Source organism: Acidobacteriota bacterium (assembly GCA_028875725.1).
Lineage (GTDB): Bacteria > Acidobacteriota > Thermoanaerobaculia > Multivoradales > Multivoraceae > Multivorans.
In genome coordinates this window covers 1,127,287-1,142,890 of the sequence record JAPPCR010000006.1, presented here as the reverse complement: position 1 = coordinate 1,142,890, position 15,604 = coordinate 1,127,287, and the positions used below count along the sequence as shown (strand labels likewise).

Annotated in this window: 10 protein-coding genes; 4 read left to right on the top strand and 6 right to left on the bottom strand. The window is 65.9% G+C overall.

The features are described 5' to 3' along the window. Positions 1-55 precede the first annotated feature (55 nt). Positions 56-274, bottom strand: a complete 219-nt coding sequence (locus tag OXI49_06660) for a hypothetical protein (GenBank protein MDE2690181.1) — start codon at positions 272-274, stop codon at positions 56-58. 758 nt (positions 275-1,032) lie between these two features. Here OXI49_06660 and OXI49_06655 point away from each other — a divergent pair. The 3 genes from OXI49_06655 to OXI49_06645 all read left to right on the top strand — a co-directional run bounded on the left by OXI49_06655 (position 1,033) and on the right by OXI49_06645 (position 5,891). After that, positions 1,033-2,127 carry a hypothetical protein gene (locus OXI49_06655; GenBank protein MDE2690180.1) on the top strand — a complete coding sequence of 365 codons (1,095 nt, stop codon included), beginning with the start codon at positions 1,033-1,035 and terminating at the stop codon, positions 2,125-2,127. Positions 2,128-2,131: 4 nt separating this feature from the next. Beyond that, positions 2,132-5,293, top strand: a complete 3,162-nt coding sequence (locus OXI49_06650) for a carboxypeptidase-like regulatory domain-containing protein (GenBank protein MDE2690179.1) — start codon at positions 2,132-2,134, stop codon at positions 5,291-5,293. Positions 5,294-5,672: 379 nt separating this feature from the next. Beyond that, positions 5,673-5,891, top strand: coding sequence for a hypothetical protein (locus tag OXI49_06645; protein MDE2690178.1), 219 nt, complete (start codon positions 5,673-5,675; stop codon positions 5,889-5,891). Between the two features lie 21 nt (positions 5,892-5,912). Here OXI49_06645 and OXI49_06640 read toward each other — a convergent pair whose 3' ends face one another. Both OXI49_06640 and OXI49_06635 read right to left on the bottom strand, forming a co-directional pair. Beyond that, positions 5,913-7,136, bottom strand: coding sequence for a M56 family metallopeptidase (locus OXI49_06640; GenBank protein ID MDE2690177.1), 1,224 nt, complete (start codon positions 7,134-7,136; stop codon positions 5,913-5,915). Further along, positions 7,133-7,549 (bottom strand): BlaI/MecI/CopY family transcriptional regulator, encoded by a 417-nt coding sequence (locus OXI49_06635; protein ID MDE2690176.1) that lies wholly within the window; start codon positions 7,547-7,549, stop codon positions 7,133-7,135. Before OXI49_06635 ends, OXI49_06640 begins: the two co-directional genes overlap by 4 nt. A gap of 106 nt (positions 7,550-7,655) precedes the next feature. Here OXI49_06635 and OXI49_06630 point away from each other — a divergent pair, with 106 nt between their 5' ends. Beyond that, complete coding sequence (locus tag OXI49_06630; protein MDE2690175.1) at positions 7,656-9,209, top strand: hypothetical protein; 1,554 nt, start codon at positions 7,656-7,658, stop codon at positions 9,207-9,209. A 27-nt stretch (positions 9,210-9,236) separates the two neighbouring features. On the opposite strand, the gene OXI49_06625 is transcribed toward OXI49_06630, so the two are convergent. From OXI49_06625 to OXI49_06615, 3 genes are read right to left on the bottom strand one after another with little or no spacing between them, the layout of a single operon-like run. Further along, positions 9,237-12,146: a hypothetical protein gene (locus tag OXI49_06625; protein MDE2690174.1), complete on the bottom strand. Its 2,910-nt coding sequence runs from the start codon at positions 12,144-12,146 to the stop codon at positions 9,237-9,239. Continuing rightward, positions 12,146-13,564 (bottom strand): PQQ-binding-like beta-propeller repeat protein, encoded by a 1,419-nt coding sequence (locus OXI49_06620; GenBank protein MDE2690173.1) that lies wholly within the window; start codon positions 13,562-13,564, stop codon positions 12,146-12,148. The genes OXI49_06625 and OXI49_06620 overlap by 1 nt, the downstream gene beginning before the upstream one ends. After that, positions 13,554-15,482 (bottom strand): hypothetical protein, encoded by a 1,929-nt coding sequence (locus OXI49_06615; protein ID MDE2690172.1) that lies wholly within the window; start codon positions 15,480-15,482, stop codon positions 13,554-13,556. Before OXI49_06615 ends, OXI49_06620 begins: the two co-directional genes overlap by 11 nt. Positions 15,483-15,604: the final 122 nt, after the last annotated feature.

The window sequence follows — 15,604 nt, the reverse complement described above, 5'->3', positions numbered from 1 at the left end:
GGGGCATGGGTCTCCTTCGACCTTCTCGTCGTGAATGGCTCCGAGCCGTCCGGGCTTACTCGTCTTCGTAGACGGGGGCGCCTGCACAACCGCGCATCGTCTTTATCTCGGCCAGACACTCCTCCTTTGACTCGCGCCCTTTCTCGTTCGTTACGACCCGCTTTCCTTCGAACATGTACCGCCAACGGTACTTTTCGCCGGACTTGAAGATGAAGAAGTAGCCTTCATGGATGCACCCTGTGTTCTTAGGTAGCGGCTGGGTCTTCTCGGACATCTCGCATCTCCCTTGTGAATTGAGCCTCCATCCCTCTCCCTGTCTGTCATGAGTGTTGACAGCCGGAGAGGGACGACCAATATCACTCCTCGGGCAAGGAATCGCAACGAGCAAATGGCCCCCTGCAAATGAAGGTTGCCAGTCCGTCGAAGCTACATCTATTCTGCCAAATCATGGACAGTGCGTTCCCGACGCACCGGAGGGAACCAGACAAGAGGAGGTTCTGGGATGGCAAAGGCAGGGTGGTTGCGTGTCGCGGTGAGCGCGTTCCTCTTTTCATGTGTTCTCGCGGTGGCGCCCGCCGCCGGGGATGCGATTGACGATTGCTTCGACTACGCGGACTCCAGTTGGTCGGACCGATTCATGACCTGCGCCGGGAGGGGCGGCGGGTGTTCGATCTGCGTCGGAGCCGTCGTGGTGTACAAGGGCCAGGACGGTGGCGGCCCAGCGCCCCCGCTGGGAACTGAGTTCGCCGCGCTCTTGCCAGCGCCTTACGCTGGAGACGGTAGGTTGGCTCGCAGCGAGGCGAGTGGTCCCCTGAGCCCTGTGGGTGAGTTCGTCCGAGTGAGGCGCGCCTGTTCGGAAGATCAGGGCATGTTCGATGCCCTCGACCCGCGGCCACGACCGGCGCATCGTCACGTGCCTCGCTCTGCAGTTTCTGCGCTGCAACCAGTTCCCGCTCCGTGACGCTGGGGCATCACGAGGCGTGCCGTCTCCGCCGGAGTTGGCCGCTGGAGACCGTTGCTTTGTGGTGTGCCGTGACGCTCGCCGCGTGCTTCCCCGCGGTGCTGGGAGGTCAGAGCCCAACGCTGGAGCGCCTGGAGCCAATCGGTCTGCCCGAGACCCTGGCGCTCACCGCGGACCTTCGTTGGCTGGACGAAGATCAACTGCGTCTTGGAGTTGAGGAAGGCGGGGTCTACTCGTGGCGCATCGGGGTCGACGAGGCCGTCCTCGAAGCCTCGCTGGCGGGCAACGACGGCTATCACCGTGGCTTTGAAAGCTACTCCCGTATTGGTGGTAGCAGTTCAGGAAGCGTGGCCTTCGCCGGCGGCGTCTTCGGCGTCTATCTCAAGAGTGGCGACCGTTTCGACACGCTGAAGGCCATCGAGATCGTCGGCGATGTGGACCGACGAGGTGGCCGGACGGCCGTAGTTGGCCTCAGCCGGAACGAAGACGGCGGTTGGGGGGACCACATCTCCTGGCTGTTCGAGGATGGCAAGCCGGAGCCGCGGAACCTCCTGCCCACGCGCGACGGCGGGGAAACCATGGGGTATTGCTGGCACGCTGAGGTGTCCGTGATCCGCTTCATCTCGGACGAGCGGATCCTCGTCGTGCCCGGACTCGAACCGGGCGTGTTCGTCTACGACCGGTCGGGCGAACTCGTTGAGAGCCTGGCCACGGATACCTTCACAGCCGACGCAGGCTGTGGCCTGGAGCCGGAAAAGGGGTTCATGCTCGGGGACGCTGCGTTCACGGTTGGGTGGCTGGCACGCCGGAGAGTGATCGACGAGGCTCTGGCTGACGGGTCGGGGAACATCTACTTCTTTGTTCGCCACGTACCCGGCGGGCCGGGGAGCATCATTATGGAACCCCCGGAGTCCGGCCCCGACTCAGCCTACAGAGCCACGAATCCTCCGCTCGGCCGTGTGTGCTGGGATCTCGTCCAGACTCGTGCCGAAGAGTTGACCGCAACAAGCACGCTTCCGTGTGCGATCGAATCGGAGTTCGCCGATACCCGGCTACGGGCCGATCTGCGCGGAGAGAGAGCCGTCATCCTGCTGACGGGGTTTCCTGGCGCCCTGGCGCGGCCGGCAGAGCTGTTCAAGGCTCTGATCCGGCCTCCAGAGAGCTGAGCCCATGCGTATGCGCATAACGGCCCTGATCCTGGCGGTCGTTGCAAGCATGGGACCGATGTCCGCTCAGGACGGGTCGGCAATGAGCGATGGCCAGATGCAGCTTCTCTGCATCGACGAGGATCGCCGCGCGCAGCCCTTGGCACCGATCACGACCAGCCGATCGACCGAGATCTGGAGCGGCCCGAACCTGCTTGCCGGAGATCGTGACCCCACGCATTGCTGGGCGTGGAATGACACGTGCCCTCCTCATCGGGTTGTTCCCGGTGAGGATCCCGCCGGTGCATGCAGGACGAACCCGTCTGGCACCGCCCGGCTGTCGATTCGGGTGTTGTCTCCGGAGGTAGGCAACGGTCCGTCCGATGGCGGCACCGGGCTGCCTGACGGGATCGAGATCATCGCGGCGCCGGCGGAGATGTGGCGGGACGCGCCGATCGCCCTGCTACCGACCTGGGCCAGCGACTCCGGCGTGCTCAGCCTGCCCCGCGGCGCAGAGCCGTGGAGATTGCAGGCTCGCGCCGAAGGCAGACTCTCCCGCTTGCGTGACGTGTCGCCGGAAGAGGAAGCGGTCGAACTGGCGCTGATGCTTGCGGGCGGAGTTTCCGTCCAGGTCACAGCGGACCGCGCGCCCCTTGCCGGCGCGCGTCTCTCCCTGGTGCGGCCCGGCCGATTCGCCGACAGGCGGGCGCCCGAGCTCCTGGGCTTCGAGGTCACGAACAGCACGGGCAAAGGCAACCTGGCGATGACGAAAGCCGAACGTCCGCTAGTGGTCGTCAGCAGTCCCGCACGCGCGGCGCAGGCCTTTCAGAGCTACACGGACGTGCCGCCCGTCATCGAACTGGACCCCGGCTACGCAGTGACCGGTGTGGCCGTGAACGCCACGCGTGACCCCGTCGCGGGAGCGAGGTTGCTGGGCCTCTCCTGGATTCCGAACGGCGGCGGTCTGATGCAGCGCCACACGGGAGAGACCGGAGCCGACGGCCGCTTCCGCCTCGCGGGGTTCTCGCCGGGAACCGCGCTCCTCCGCACCGAAGGCGGAAGTCTGGCCTACTCCCGGCAGTTGGACCTTCAGGACTCGGTCGACCTCGGCTCGGTTGTGCTCGCTTCGCCCGAGAATGTATGGCTGACGATCGTCAACCGGGACAGCAGGTTGCCCGTCCGCGGCGCCACCGTCCAGCCGGCGGGAGGCGAGTGGGCCGCCGCCGGCGAAGATGGCACGGCCCGGGTGAGCCTGGTCCTCGGGCGGAGCCTGCTGGTCAACGCCAAAGGCTACCTCTTGGCCAGCGTCGAGTTGCCCGAGGGGACGGGACGAACGGTCGCGGAGCCCTTCGTCGTTGAACTTGAACCGGCGTTCACCGTGGAGGGCACCTATGTCGCGGCCAACGGGCTCACTCCCGCGGCCGATGGCCGGTTCGTAGCTCGGCGCGAAACCGACAACATGAGCCGGCACCGGCCACTCGCCGCGGACGGTTCGTTCTCGATCGATCTTCCCGCCGGCGCGTACTCGCTGGAGTTCTCTGCCGGCAACGCCGGATCGCGGCGCCTCGGTGTCAGCGGACTGTCAGGAGAGGTTCGGGATCTGGGAATCGTCGTAGCCTCGGCTTCGGCCTGGGTTTCGGGCCATGTCCTGACTCCGGAGTACGCACCTGCGGCAGACGCATCGGTGTTCCGCGTACGTTCGTCCGAGATGGGACCGCTGATGGCGTGGGCGCTTGGCAACGTCGACCGCGTGACCACCAACGCTGAGGGCTACTTCGAACTGTTCGGTCTGGACGGCGGCGTCTCTACACTCCGGGTGGAGGCAGAAGGATTCGCGCCCATGGAGTTCGAAGTAGAGGCGCAAGCGTTTGAATGGGTCGACGCGGGGATCGTGGAGCTCTCACGAGGACGCGGCGTCCGCGTTCGATCCGACGTAGACCGGGGCGAGGTCATCGTCGACACGGGGCTCGTGGGGAATCCGTGGCAGTTCATTCGAGCCGCTCTCGTCGATGGCGAGGCCTTGATCGAAGGGGTACCGGACGGTGCCTTCCTCCTGCAAGTCCTCGAGGACGGAGTGCCAGTGTGCGAAAGGGACGAGCAGGACGAGACTGGCGGCGTTTCGATTCGTTGCGACCGAAGCACGATTGCCGTCACGGGCCGAGTGACCATCGACGAACAGCCGGGAGACGGCGTGTTGCTCTGGCAACAGAAGGGGCGGGCGGCTCTTCCTGAAGGCGGTCTCATCACCCGTGGAGGCCCGTTGCCGAGGACGCAGGCGGTGTCGAACCGGCCGCAGGAACGGCAGGCCATGCTGAACAACGAGGGCCGCTACCGGATCGAGGCCGTGCTCCCCGGCGACTGGGAAGTGATCTGGATGCCTCTGTCCGGTGGACAACAGGATGTCAGACAGGTCGAAGTCCCGGATGGCCCGGAAGGCGACGTGGTGCTGAATCTCGACTACGGTGGCGTTTCCGTGGTCGGAATCGCAACGTCAGCCGACGGCGCGCCGGCCACGCACGCGACCGTGGATGTCTTTCCCGGCCGACGAGCCGTGGTCGCGGACGAAGCCGGGCGCTTCCAGATCACGGGCCTGGTTCCGGGTACCTACCAGTTACGTGCACGGCTGCGGGATCTGCGCTCCCGACTCGTCGACGTCGAGTTGCGGACTGGCCGCCGCGAAGTGGTGGACCTCGTCCTTGTCGACGAGCCGCCGCGCGACGAGATCGCGATCTACGTTGAAGGAGGCGGCGCCGGCTTCTGTTTCGTCAAGGCCGACACGGGCGTATCTCACGTTGCGCGGATCACCGGCGGCGAGGCAAGGCAGAAACTCTCGCCGCCGCTCTCGGACCGATTGCAGGTCGCCTGCCGGACAGGCGGGCATTGGGTCCTGGGCGATTGGCAGGAGCTCCGGCAGGCGCTCGAGGAAGGAGTGGCGTTGGATCCCACCGAATCGACGGCCATGCTCGTCCTCACCGGCGTCGCGCCGGGAGAACCGATAGAGATCACCGGTCCCGGCGGTTGGAACCTGGGTGCTCTCCGTCTCTGGTTCGGTGGAGCACGCACCTTTCAGGTCGGCGAGACCATCTCGAACCTCCCGGTTGGGAACTACACCGTGCGCTGGGGCAATCGCTCACGAGTCGTGAGCGTCGAACGCGGACGCGTGACCGAAGTGGAGGTCAGTGCCTGACGTGGTCCGACTGCGCGACCGGCAAGTGAGAACTGGATAACACCAGTCTGACCAGGTCCGCCTGCCTCGAACTCCAGGTCCGGGCCAGAGCCTGCTGAACCAGCGACCGAATCGAGACCACCCGCCGGTTCGTGCTTTCCGCGATCTCGCGAATCGTCAGTCCCTCAGCAAGGGAGACTGCGACGCGACTCTCGGCAGGCGTCAATCCGAGTGACTTCGCCACTTGCTCAGGTTTCAGCCGCATCGGGCGCCAAGGGTCCAACATCACCACAAGGGCAGCGACGCCCGTGTGACTGCCGTTCGCCCTGCTTACGTACACGGTCAACGGACGCCGATTCGGCCAGCCACGGACAGCAGCAAACCCGCCGGCCCCTGACTCGTGCTCATCGCCGACAGCCGGCGCCACAAGGCCTTCCAGAGCTTCGGCATCCTGCGCTCGCTGAGCTCGCAGCTTCCCATCGCGCTCGCAAAGGCCCAGCTCCTGCCGGAGGATCTCGCGCCCGCGTGCATTCGTCCCGACGATCGCGCCGCTACTGTCGAGGCTGACGAGACCCACCTGTCGCTGATCCAGGAGGACCTCGGCAAGGGCTGGCGGTGAGGCAGACACGAATCTACGAGATCAACGATCGAGCGGGTCGTGACGACCGACGCTCCACGCGATCTTCAGTTTCGCGAGTTCCTGGTCGAGGTCGCTCTCGAGCACGGGGGCAACGAAGAGCCGGCCGTCCCTTCGGGCCTCTCGGTCCGATGCGTTGGCGACCTTCGCCCCGATGTACCGGTCGGTTTCCTGGCGGACCGGGTCGACGACCGATACGGAGATTCCGGCGAGGACGACGGTGGTCAAGGCGGCAACTGCAGCAACCAGAACACTGCCGGGACGCGCCCGACTGGGTCTGAGGACAGCCCTGATTCTGCTCTCCAACCGTGACTGATGTGCCATCGGCAGCGACAGGACCGCTCGAGCTGGGGCACTCGCCTCAGCGAGCGAGAGAAGGTGCTCTGCGTACTCCGACGGTCGGACACCGACTAGCAGAACATCCTGGTCGCAGGCTTCCTCACGTCTCGCGCCAGCCATGCACGACGCCACCCAACTCAGCGGATGAAACCAGTAGAGCGCGAGCACCGCACGGCCCACGAGTTGGCGGAGAGCGTCACGCCTGCGGACATGGACCAGTTCGTGGGCAAGGACGATGCGACACCGCGCATCAGACCAGTCCACCGCCGAAACTGGGAGCAGGATGGCCGGCTTCCGTATGCCTCCCGTCATCGGAGTCAGGACTCCCTTCCCCTGAAGGAGCCGCACTTCGGTCCGGATGGCCAGGTCCTTTCGTAGCTCTTCCAACCGCCGGAGCCAGGCTTCATTCTCCACGTACAACGCGTTGCGAGCCAGCTTGTGGAACCGCAGGGCTCCAACACCAACGGATGCGAGTGCTACTCCGCAGCCGGTCGCCCACACGAGGAAGGCCAGCCGGGCCAAGCCCCAGAGAGGAGGCGACTCCAAGGCCTCGCCGGACGCGGAAGCGACCCGGGCAGGAGGCGCAGGTTCTGTGGCAGCAGCAGTCGCGTAAGCCTCTACAGCCAGCGCCGAAGTCTCAAGCCGCACTTCGTCGGCCGGTCCGCCGGCCTCGGGAAGCACCGGCACATCCCAGGTCGGACCGAACAGCCTAACGACAGGCAGCACAAGCAGGATCGCGAATGTGAGCGTCCACAAGTTGTGACGCGTCAGTGCCGGCCCCCTATGGGTCAACCACTGAAGAGCCAGCGCCACCAGCAACACGATCGTTGCCCGGACGAAGAGATTCGCCAAGCTCGATACTCCCATTGTCACGACGAACTCGGTCACCGGCCCTCCCTCGACGCCTCGTCGATGAGCGCCTGAATGCGCGCTCGCTCTTCCGGAGCGAGTGTCGTCTCATCAAGCTCCAGGAGCGTGGCTACCGCGCCCTCCACCGAGCCGCCGAAGAACGTCCTGAGAACGTGTCGCATGGCGGAACGTCGCGCGCGCGAAGCGGGCACTGTGGGTGCATACAGATAGCGAGCGCCCTCCTGCTCACTGGCGAGATGTCCCTTGTTGACAAGGATCCGGAGCACCGATCGCACAGCGGAGTACGTGGGCGGCTCGGCCATACGTTCCCGGATCTGCGCGGCCGTCGCGGCTCCCGCCTCATGGACGATGTCCATGACCTCGCGCTCTCGTCTGCTGAGTAGGGGCAGTTCGTTCACCTTGGCCTCGCGTGCGATCCGTGGCTGCGGCATCTCCACTCGATTCCCGACACCATAGCCGACGAGTGCTGAAAATTCAACACGCACAGACAGGCACCACGGAATGAGAGAATCCCGACTACTGCGTCCCGAGAAACCGATGAGCTGGAACGAAGACGTCAAGGAGATCGAACGGCAGCGCCGCATGGCCGAACAGATGGGCGGCGCCGACAGCGTCGCGTTCCAGCACGGCCGCGGCAAGCTGACGGTGCGCGAACGCGTCGATCTGCTGGCGGATCCCGGGACATTCCACGAGATCGGCGCGCTGGCCGGTACGGCGACCTGGGAAGACGGTACGGTCGCGGCGCTCAAGCCGTCCAACATGGTCGTCGGGACGGTGCGCGTCGACGGCCGCAAGGTCGCCTTCTCCGGCGGCGACTTCACGATCCGCGGCGGCGCCTCGGACGCGAACATCGGCAACAAGAGCCGGTTCGCCGAGCAGTTCGCGCTGCGCAGCCGGCTCCCCTTCGTCCGGCTACTCGATGCGACCGGCGGCAGCGTGAAGACCTTCGAGCAGATCGGCAGGACCTACCTGCCCGGCGGCGCCGGAACCGACGTGTCGACCCATCTCCTGCAGGCCGTTCCGGTGGTCTCGGCCGTCCTGGGCTCGGTCGCCGGTCTGCCGGCCGTGCAGGCGTGCCTGTGTCACTTCAGCGTCATGGTCAAGGGCACGAGCCAAGTGTTCGTCGGCGGTCCGAAGGTGGTCGAGCAGGCGACCGGGCAGCGCATCACCAAGGAAGAACTGGGCGACGAACGCACCCAGATCAGGAACGGCGTCGTCATGAACCTCGCCGAGGACGAGGCCGACGCGATCGCCCAGGTGCGCCGGTTTCTCTCGTACCTGCCGACGAGCGTCTGGGAAGCGCCGCCGGAGCGGACGCCGGACGACGATCCGGACCGGCGCGCAGAGTCGCTGCTGTCCGTCGTGCCGAGGGACCGGCGCCGGACCTACGATCCGCACGAGATCATCGAGGCCGTCGTAGACGAAGGCAGTTTCTTCGAGATCGGGCCGCTCTACGGCCAGGCCCGCGTCACCGGCCTCGCCCGCGTCGACGGCATCCCCTGCGGGGTCATGAGCAACGATCCGCGCTTCAACGGCGGTTCGATGGACATCGCGGCCGGCGAGAAGATGCTCCGGCTGCTGGAACTCTGCGAGACCTTCCACCTGCCGCTCGTCTACTTCGCCGACGAGCCCGGATTCTCCGTCGGGCCCGCGCAGGAGCGCCTGGGCATCGTGAGGGCTGGCGCCCGCGTCGTATCAGCGCTCAACTCGAGCCGGACGCCGTACATCTGCTTCGTGGTCCGCCAGCTCTACGGCGTCGCCGGAGGACTCCACTGGCGCGGCCAGGGCTTCTACCGCCGCTACGCCTGGCCCTCGGCCCACGGCGGCTCGATGCACATCCAGGGCGGCACCGCGATCGCCTACAAGCGCGAGATCGAGGCAGCCGAGGATCCGGAGGCGAAGCGGGCCGAGATCGAAGCGCGTCTGTTTGCCATCTCTTCGCCCTTCCGCAATGCCCACGCCTTCGGCGTCGAGGAGATCATTGATCCCCGTGACACGCGGCCCCTGCTGGTGGACTTCCTGCGCGACGCGCGGCGGGTGGTGGTGGCGGAGCTGCTCGGGCCGGCGACGGGGCCCAGCTATCGGCCGTAACGACCTGATCTCACGGGCGCCACACCTTCAAGGCCCTTCCCCGCCGCCGCAGGACCTTGAGAAGGCGTCAGTGTCAACGATCGCCGGCGCCCGCTGGCCCGGCTCGTTCTCGTACGACCGCGATTCACCGGTGACCGTGTCGGTGACCACGATCCGGTAGCCCAGATCCGTCGTTGCAGCGCCCAGCACCCACATCCGCCCGCTGGGCCGGCAGCCGTCCAGCACCTTGATCAGGATCTCCCAGTTCTCGGGACCGAAGAACTCGAACATGCCCGAGTCGTCGGTGCGGTCCTCGACGACCTGTCCGACCCCTGACTCGCCATCGGCGTTCCACCAGCCAACCTTCACCTGGAAGCGCGAGTTCTGGAGGCAAAGCGTTTCAGCGTCGGCCTGGCAGGAACCGGCGGGCCCCGCCGGCCGCTCGGGCACGCGAGGACTGCCGAAGGAAAACCCTCGCTCGTTGTAGGCAAACACCCGGACACGGAGCTCGTCACCGAGATTCACCGGCGTACTGACGAAGGCCGATTCCGTGTCCAGAGGGGCGGTTGCCGCTCGCCACCAACTCTGTCGGTGTCCAAACCCGCCAGACCCAGGCTCTACGACACCAACCTGGATCTCGAAGCCCGTTTCGTCGGTGGAGTTGTCCGTCCAGCTCAGGCGTAGTTCTCCGTCGTCGGTCAGGGAAGGGTCCGACGGCGCCCTTGGACCCGCGTCGCGCTCCCCCAAAGCAAGGTAGACCCTGGATGGCAAACCGCGGGGCCGACTCGGGGTCACTTCAAACGTGTAGCGGCCGCCACGCGCCAGACCCTCAAAGTCAATCCACCCAGTGTCGACAGCACCGTCGAGTGGCGGGAACCAGTTGCGGGAAGCCTGCCAACCTGGAAGTTCGGCGTCGACACGATACCCCCCAACCTCCGGATCGACCGTCCACGTGACGCGCACTTTGGTCGGCTCAATGGCCGTCGCCGAGAGATTGGCAACCGGCCCGACCGCGAGCGGGTGATCCCACCGGAAAGCCACTGTTCCGCTGCTCCCGGATTGGCCCGACGAGCTAAAGGCGAAGACTCGCACTTCGTACTCGGCGCGCTGCCGGGGCAACACGTTCGAGGCGTAGAAGCTCGTCTTCGTACTGCCTGCTGGCAACCGCTGCCGCCGGATCGGGTCCCCGGCCCGCAGAAGTTGCACGTCGAATCCGGTTTCATTGTCGGAGTTGTCGGCCCAACGGACTTCGACGGCCCCAAGCTGAGGATCGACTGCCACCGAGACGTCCGACGGCGCTTCGATCGGGTCGCCCGGGAAGATGAGGGCAATGCGATTGCTGGCGAGAGAGTAGACGTCGCCCTTCTTCCCCGCGAGTACGGCGAATTGGTGTCGCGCTCCCGGCACTGTGATCTTCAGAGGGAGAACCGCCTCGGTCCGGCCTTCGACCCGAACAATATCGTGCAGAGAGTCCTCTCCCCAAGAGACGTAGTGATCCACGTAGTATCCGTCTGCATCCGGCGCGTTGTCCTGCCAGGAGAGGCTCGCGAACGCGCCCTCAAGCCGACCTCGGAGGTTGCTCGGCTGCGCTGGAAGGCCCTCGATCGACCTCAAGTAGTCGCTGACTTGGGCAATCATGGGAACGGTCTCGCGCAGGGTCCGGGCGTTGTCCTGCTGGTCCGCGACACCGATGGTCGCACCACCGTAGGGTTTGATTCGGGTGGTGGAGAAGAACGGCTCGATTTGGCCCTGATAGCTCATCGCCGTGCCGAGGCCCGGCATGACGTCGTAGTTCACATGGCCAAGAGCGTACGGTGCGAAGAGCCTGAGCCAAGGGTCCCTTCCCAAACCCAACAAACCCACGAGATTCGCGGGTTCGTGGTGGGCCCCCAGACCATGGCCGAGTTCGTGAACGAAGACCGCGGCGTAGTCGCCGCACGTCGGGTCATTGGATGACCAGCCGCTCGGAACGACCCAGCGTGCTTCATCGTTCTTCTCCAAGAGCCTGTACCTGCCGCAGACGCCGCCGTGCAGATGACGGCTCTCTCCATGGAAGAGGTAGACCATGTCGGCCCGGTGCTCGAGTCGCAGACGCGGCAAGACCCCGTCCCGATCCCCCATGTGGAGGCTCAGCAACTCGCTTTCCCCGAAGGGTTGCCACTCGTGCCGACCCAGGTCTCTTCCCACCCGATCCAAAGCGGCCGACGCCTGCGCGACGTGCACGATGTGCGGCTCGACCGGGAGGTCGTTGTTCCGAAACACCATCTTCAGGTAGTCGCCGGCATGGCGAATCGAAGCCAGGGCGCCACCGCGGTCAGCCCAATTCTCGGCGGCTGTCGCCGTGTACAGCACCAGGATGTCCAGCCTCTCGTGGTTCTGCGGGTTGCTCACGGGCTCGGGTGGATCCGCTGCATAGACGTCTGCCAGGCCATGGGCATGAACGTCGTGGCCACCGTCCGCATCTGTCTCCACCGCGCACCACGGCTCGGAACCGTCCGGCCCAACGATCGGCGCCATGCCGCCACGGCCGTCCCGCTCCGCGTGGATCTGGTACACGCCGCCGCCCGCCGCCCCGAACCGGCCAACCAAGCGGCCACCCTCCACCGTCAACACCACCGTGTCGTACCCCGCCTCAGGCTGGCCGCCGGACCACATCAGGTCGCCGCCGCCCCGGTCCTCGAACACGCTCCGTTCCGCCGACAGGACGCTGCCGTCGGGCGTCGGCACTTCCAGTCGCAACGGTGCGCTACGTAGCAGTTCCAGGTCGACCCTTGCGGCCGTCGGCACCGGCCCGATCGAAGGGCCCAGGCGCGCTGCGGATGCCGCTTGTCCGGCGCCCGGCATCAGAGTCAGCAGCCGCTGCGCCTGAGCCGCAGAAGAGAACGCCAACAACAGCGCCACCAACGTGCACAGCAGGGAGCGCCGGCGGCCAGCAAGCAGCGAAGCGAAGCGGATCATCAGTACGCCTCAGGCTCGGCCGGACCCGACTGCTCTGACCTGACCGTCGACTCTGAGCCTTCAATGCAACGAAGCGCGGTTAGCGTTCGCAGCAGCAAACAGTCAGCCCCGACGGCGAGCGATGCGTTAGTGAGGCCGCCATCCGAGACATTGTTCGCCAGCAGCTTGAACTCCCTGCCGGCCTCGATGACCGCGACCCCGTCGGTTGCGGCCGCATAGATCCGACCGGCCCCACCCAGGAGCGAGGCCTGGTACTTGCCGTTCGGAGGGAGCCTCTGCCTCCAGTAAAGATGGCCCGTGTGCCCATCGTAGGCACTCATCGTCCTGTTGTCCGTGACGGTGTAGAGAACGCCGTCCATGAGCAGTGGGGAACTGGTTTCGGGAACCGCCTGCTCATTGCCCCAGAGCAACGTCGGGATGCTGCCCGAGTCCGACGCCGCGAAGCTGAATGCCTGAGTTGACTTGACACCGTGAGCGCCGCCCGAAACGACCAGAAGATCGTTCTCGAAAACGGGACTGGACGCCAACTGGTTGATCGCCCAGCCGCCGTCCGTGTACTCGTATGACCAGAGAATCTCGCCTGTCTGCGGATCGTACTCGCGCATGATCCAGGAGTAGGCGACGATCAACCGCTCTCTCGACCCGCTCCTCAGGATGAGGGGCGTAGTGTAGGTACAGCACGGACCCTCTTCGCCGGCCCACTCGTGCTTCCACCGAAGCGCGCCGCTATCGCGGTCGAAGCCGGCGATCCACCCCGTGTGTGAAGGTCGGCGCCGGTAGCCCCATTCGCGGTCTTGCATGACCACAACGACATCCGCAGCGAGCACGGGAGAACTCGCCGCGCCGTAGCGCGAAGTGGCAGCGTAATCCGGGGCCACCTCTACCAGCCAGTCAACCTCTCCTGCGTGGAGCACGCGAGCCAGGTGAGCGCCGAAGTAGACGTACACACCCTGTCCGTCGGCAGCCGGAGTCGGACTGGAGAACGTGTTCTCCCGGTGCTTTGGTTCTGCATCCGCGGTTGAGATTCGTTTCTCCCACCTCAGGCCGCCGTTCTCGCCGTCAATGGCTAGCAGCCATCTGGAGAAACGTCTGGGCTCCTCCCCCGGATTCTCTCGCCGCGCCTCCGTGAGGTAGACGGTGTCGAGAGCGACGATCGGAGACGAATTCCCCAGTCCTTGAAGTGCGACGGTCCAGCGAGTGTTCGTCTCCCCATCCGACCACTCCACTGGAAGACTGGTTGCGGTTGAGACGCCAAGTCCCTCCGGTCCACGCCATTGTGGCCAGTCAGAATCTGCCTCCCGGACGCAACCGAGAGACAGAAGCGCGATGACGACAAGTCGCTTCAACCGTCCCCATTCCCTGTTCGAGCCAACGACCGGCGCAACCCTCGAGAGCGCCGCGAGGCCGTCACTCGTCACACGGGAACGCAGTCGTGTCATTGATCACGCCCGCCTGGGTCGAGTAACCGCCGTCGTGGGGAGGAATGATCCGGCCAAGGTCGGCGATGAAACGCGTGATTCGCCCTTCGCCGTGGTGCTCGTACAGGTTCCAGCGCCGGAAGCCCACACCCCCGGAGACACGCTTGGCAGTCGCCCAGTCGTCGACCCTAAGTTGGTAGGGCCGGTCCGTTGCCGCCGACCCGAACACCCACCAGTGTCCATTGATCTCGCAGCCATCGACTACCTTGAGCAGCATCTCCGGATTGTCCGGCTCGAAGAAGTAGAGCAGCGCCGCCCCGTTGCCAAGGCCGTGGACCGGCACGAGACGCACGGGACCCCAGAGACCACTGCCACGGTACCAACTGGCATCTACACTGAAACGCCAGTTGTTCAGACAGTCGCCAGCGCCACCAGAACAGCCGTAGTCGCGCGTGCCGGCGGCATCCCGTGCGGCGACGATCCCGGAAGCCGTGGGCTGTTCATATGAGGGCGCAGCGTGGACAGCCGGCCCGCCCCGGCGCTCGCCGGCTTTCGCCGCGGATTGCCCACAAGGGAACGCCGACGTGTCGGTGATCACGCCCGCAGAGGTCGAGTACCCGTTGTCGGCGACGATCACGCCGCCGCCGTTGTGCCGGTACTCGACCGTCCCGCCTCCGTCCGCAAGGTCTTCGACGGCGACCTCGTACGCCAGATCGGTGGCGGCGGAGCCGAACACCCACCAATGGTCGTTCAACCAGCAGCCGTCGACCACCTTGAACAGCATCTCGGGGTTGTCGGGCTCGAAGAAGTAGAACAGCGACCCCGAGTCGCCGATGCCGTAGACGTCGAGCCGCTTCGCAGGTGCCCGCGAGACGGTCTGCGTGGAGTAGCGCGCAGAGACGTCGAAACGCCGCTCATTGAGGCAGGCCCGGCTCGGCGACGGCCGGCAACCGTAGCCGTGAGGGTCTTCGACCCGTTCGGGGACGACGGTCGGCGAATAGCGGGCCGCGTCGGGAATCGTGTACCGCAGAGCCCTGACGGCATCGCTCACGTCTGCATCCCCCAGGACGCGGCCGTACACGGGCTCGACAGTCGAGAACCTGTCAACCTCGCGGACGTTGACAGCCATGACCGACCCGTACATCTTCAATCCGAACTTGGCTTGCCCCTCGTAGCCATGGCCGAAGGGCACGAAGGGAGCATGTCCGTGGTTCCCTGCTTGCCCCGGCTGGCGAAGCAGACCCAGGTTGTAGCCCACCTGATGGGCGAGAACGTAGTCTCCCAAACACGAGGTCTTGAGCACGCTGGCCGCGTGGGACCGTGCCCACTCCAGGCTCACCCCCGCGGCGCGGGCGTAGGCGGTACAGCTCGCCTCAGAATCCGCCGTGATGGCGGACACGAGATCGGCACCGTACCGGGATCGCGCGTGAGGGAGGCGCTCGCGGCGGACATGGTCGAGCGCGGCCCCGGTACCCAGGCCGGCCAGCGCCGGGTCGCGCTCCAGGCCAACAAACCGGAGTTCCGCGTCCAGTCCGGCGTGACGAAACAGAATGTTCGTCCTGACGACGGCACCTAGGACATCGGCACGGAGTTCGCCAACGGTCTGCGGACCGTAGGGGTCGCCAGGGTTCCTGGCGTCAGGACCCTGCACGTCGGCATCGGTCTGCCCGATCGCCTCGGGGGCGTAGAAGAAGGCGATGTCGATGACGCAGGTTCCTTCACACCAGTCCGGCAGCGGAGGGAGTCCTCCGACGGTGACCGCCTGTAACTCGCCGGACGGCTCGTCGAGGAACGATGGGACGGCGTAGGGACGCTCGACGCCAGGCGGCGGGCCGGCAAATCCGGCGGGTTGCGCAGCGACCTGAATCGCCGGCAACGCGACCAGCAGAAGGAATGCGAGAAGGTCTATCCGCTTCATATCGCGGCAAGCTAACGGATTTGTGTGACGGTTGTGTGACCTTTTCGAGATCCCCGCACGATCTCCCCGTGGCGAGTTCGCACCGTGCTTCGCGACGGATGCCGGCCAGAGGGCCGGCGCAC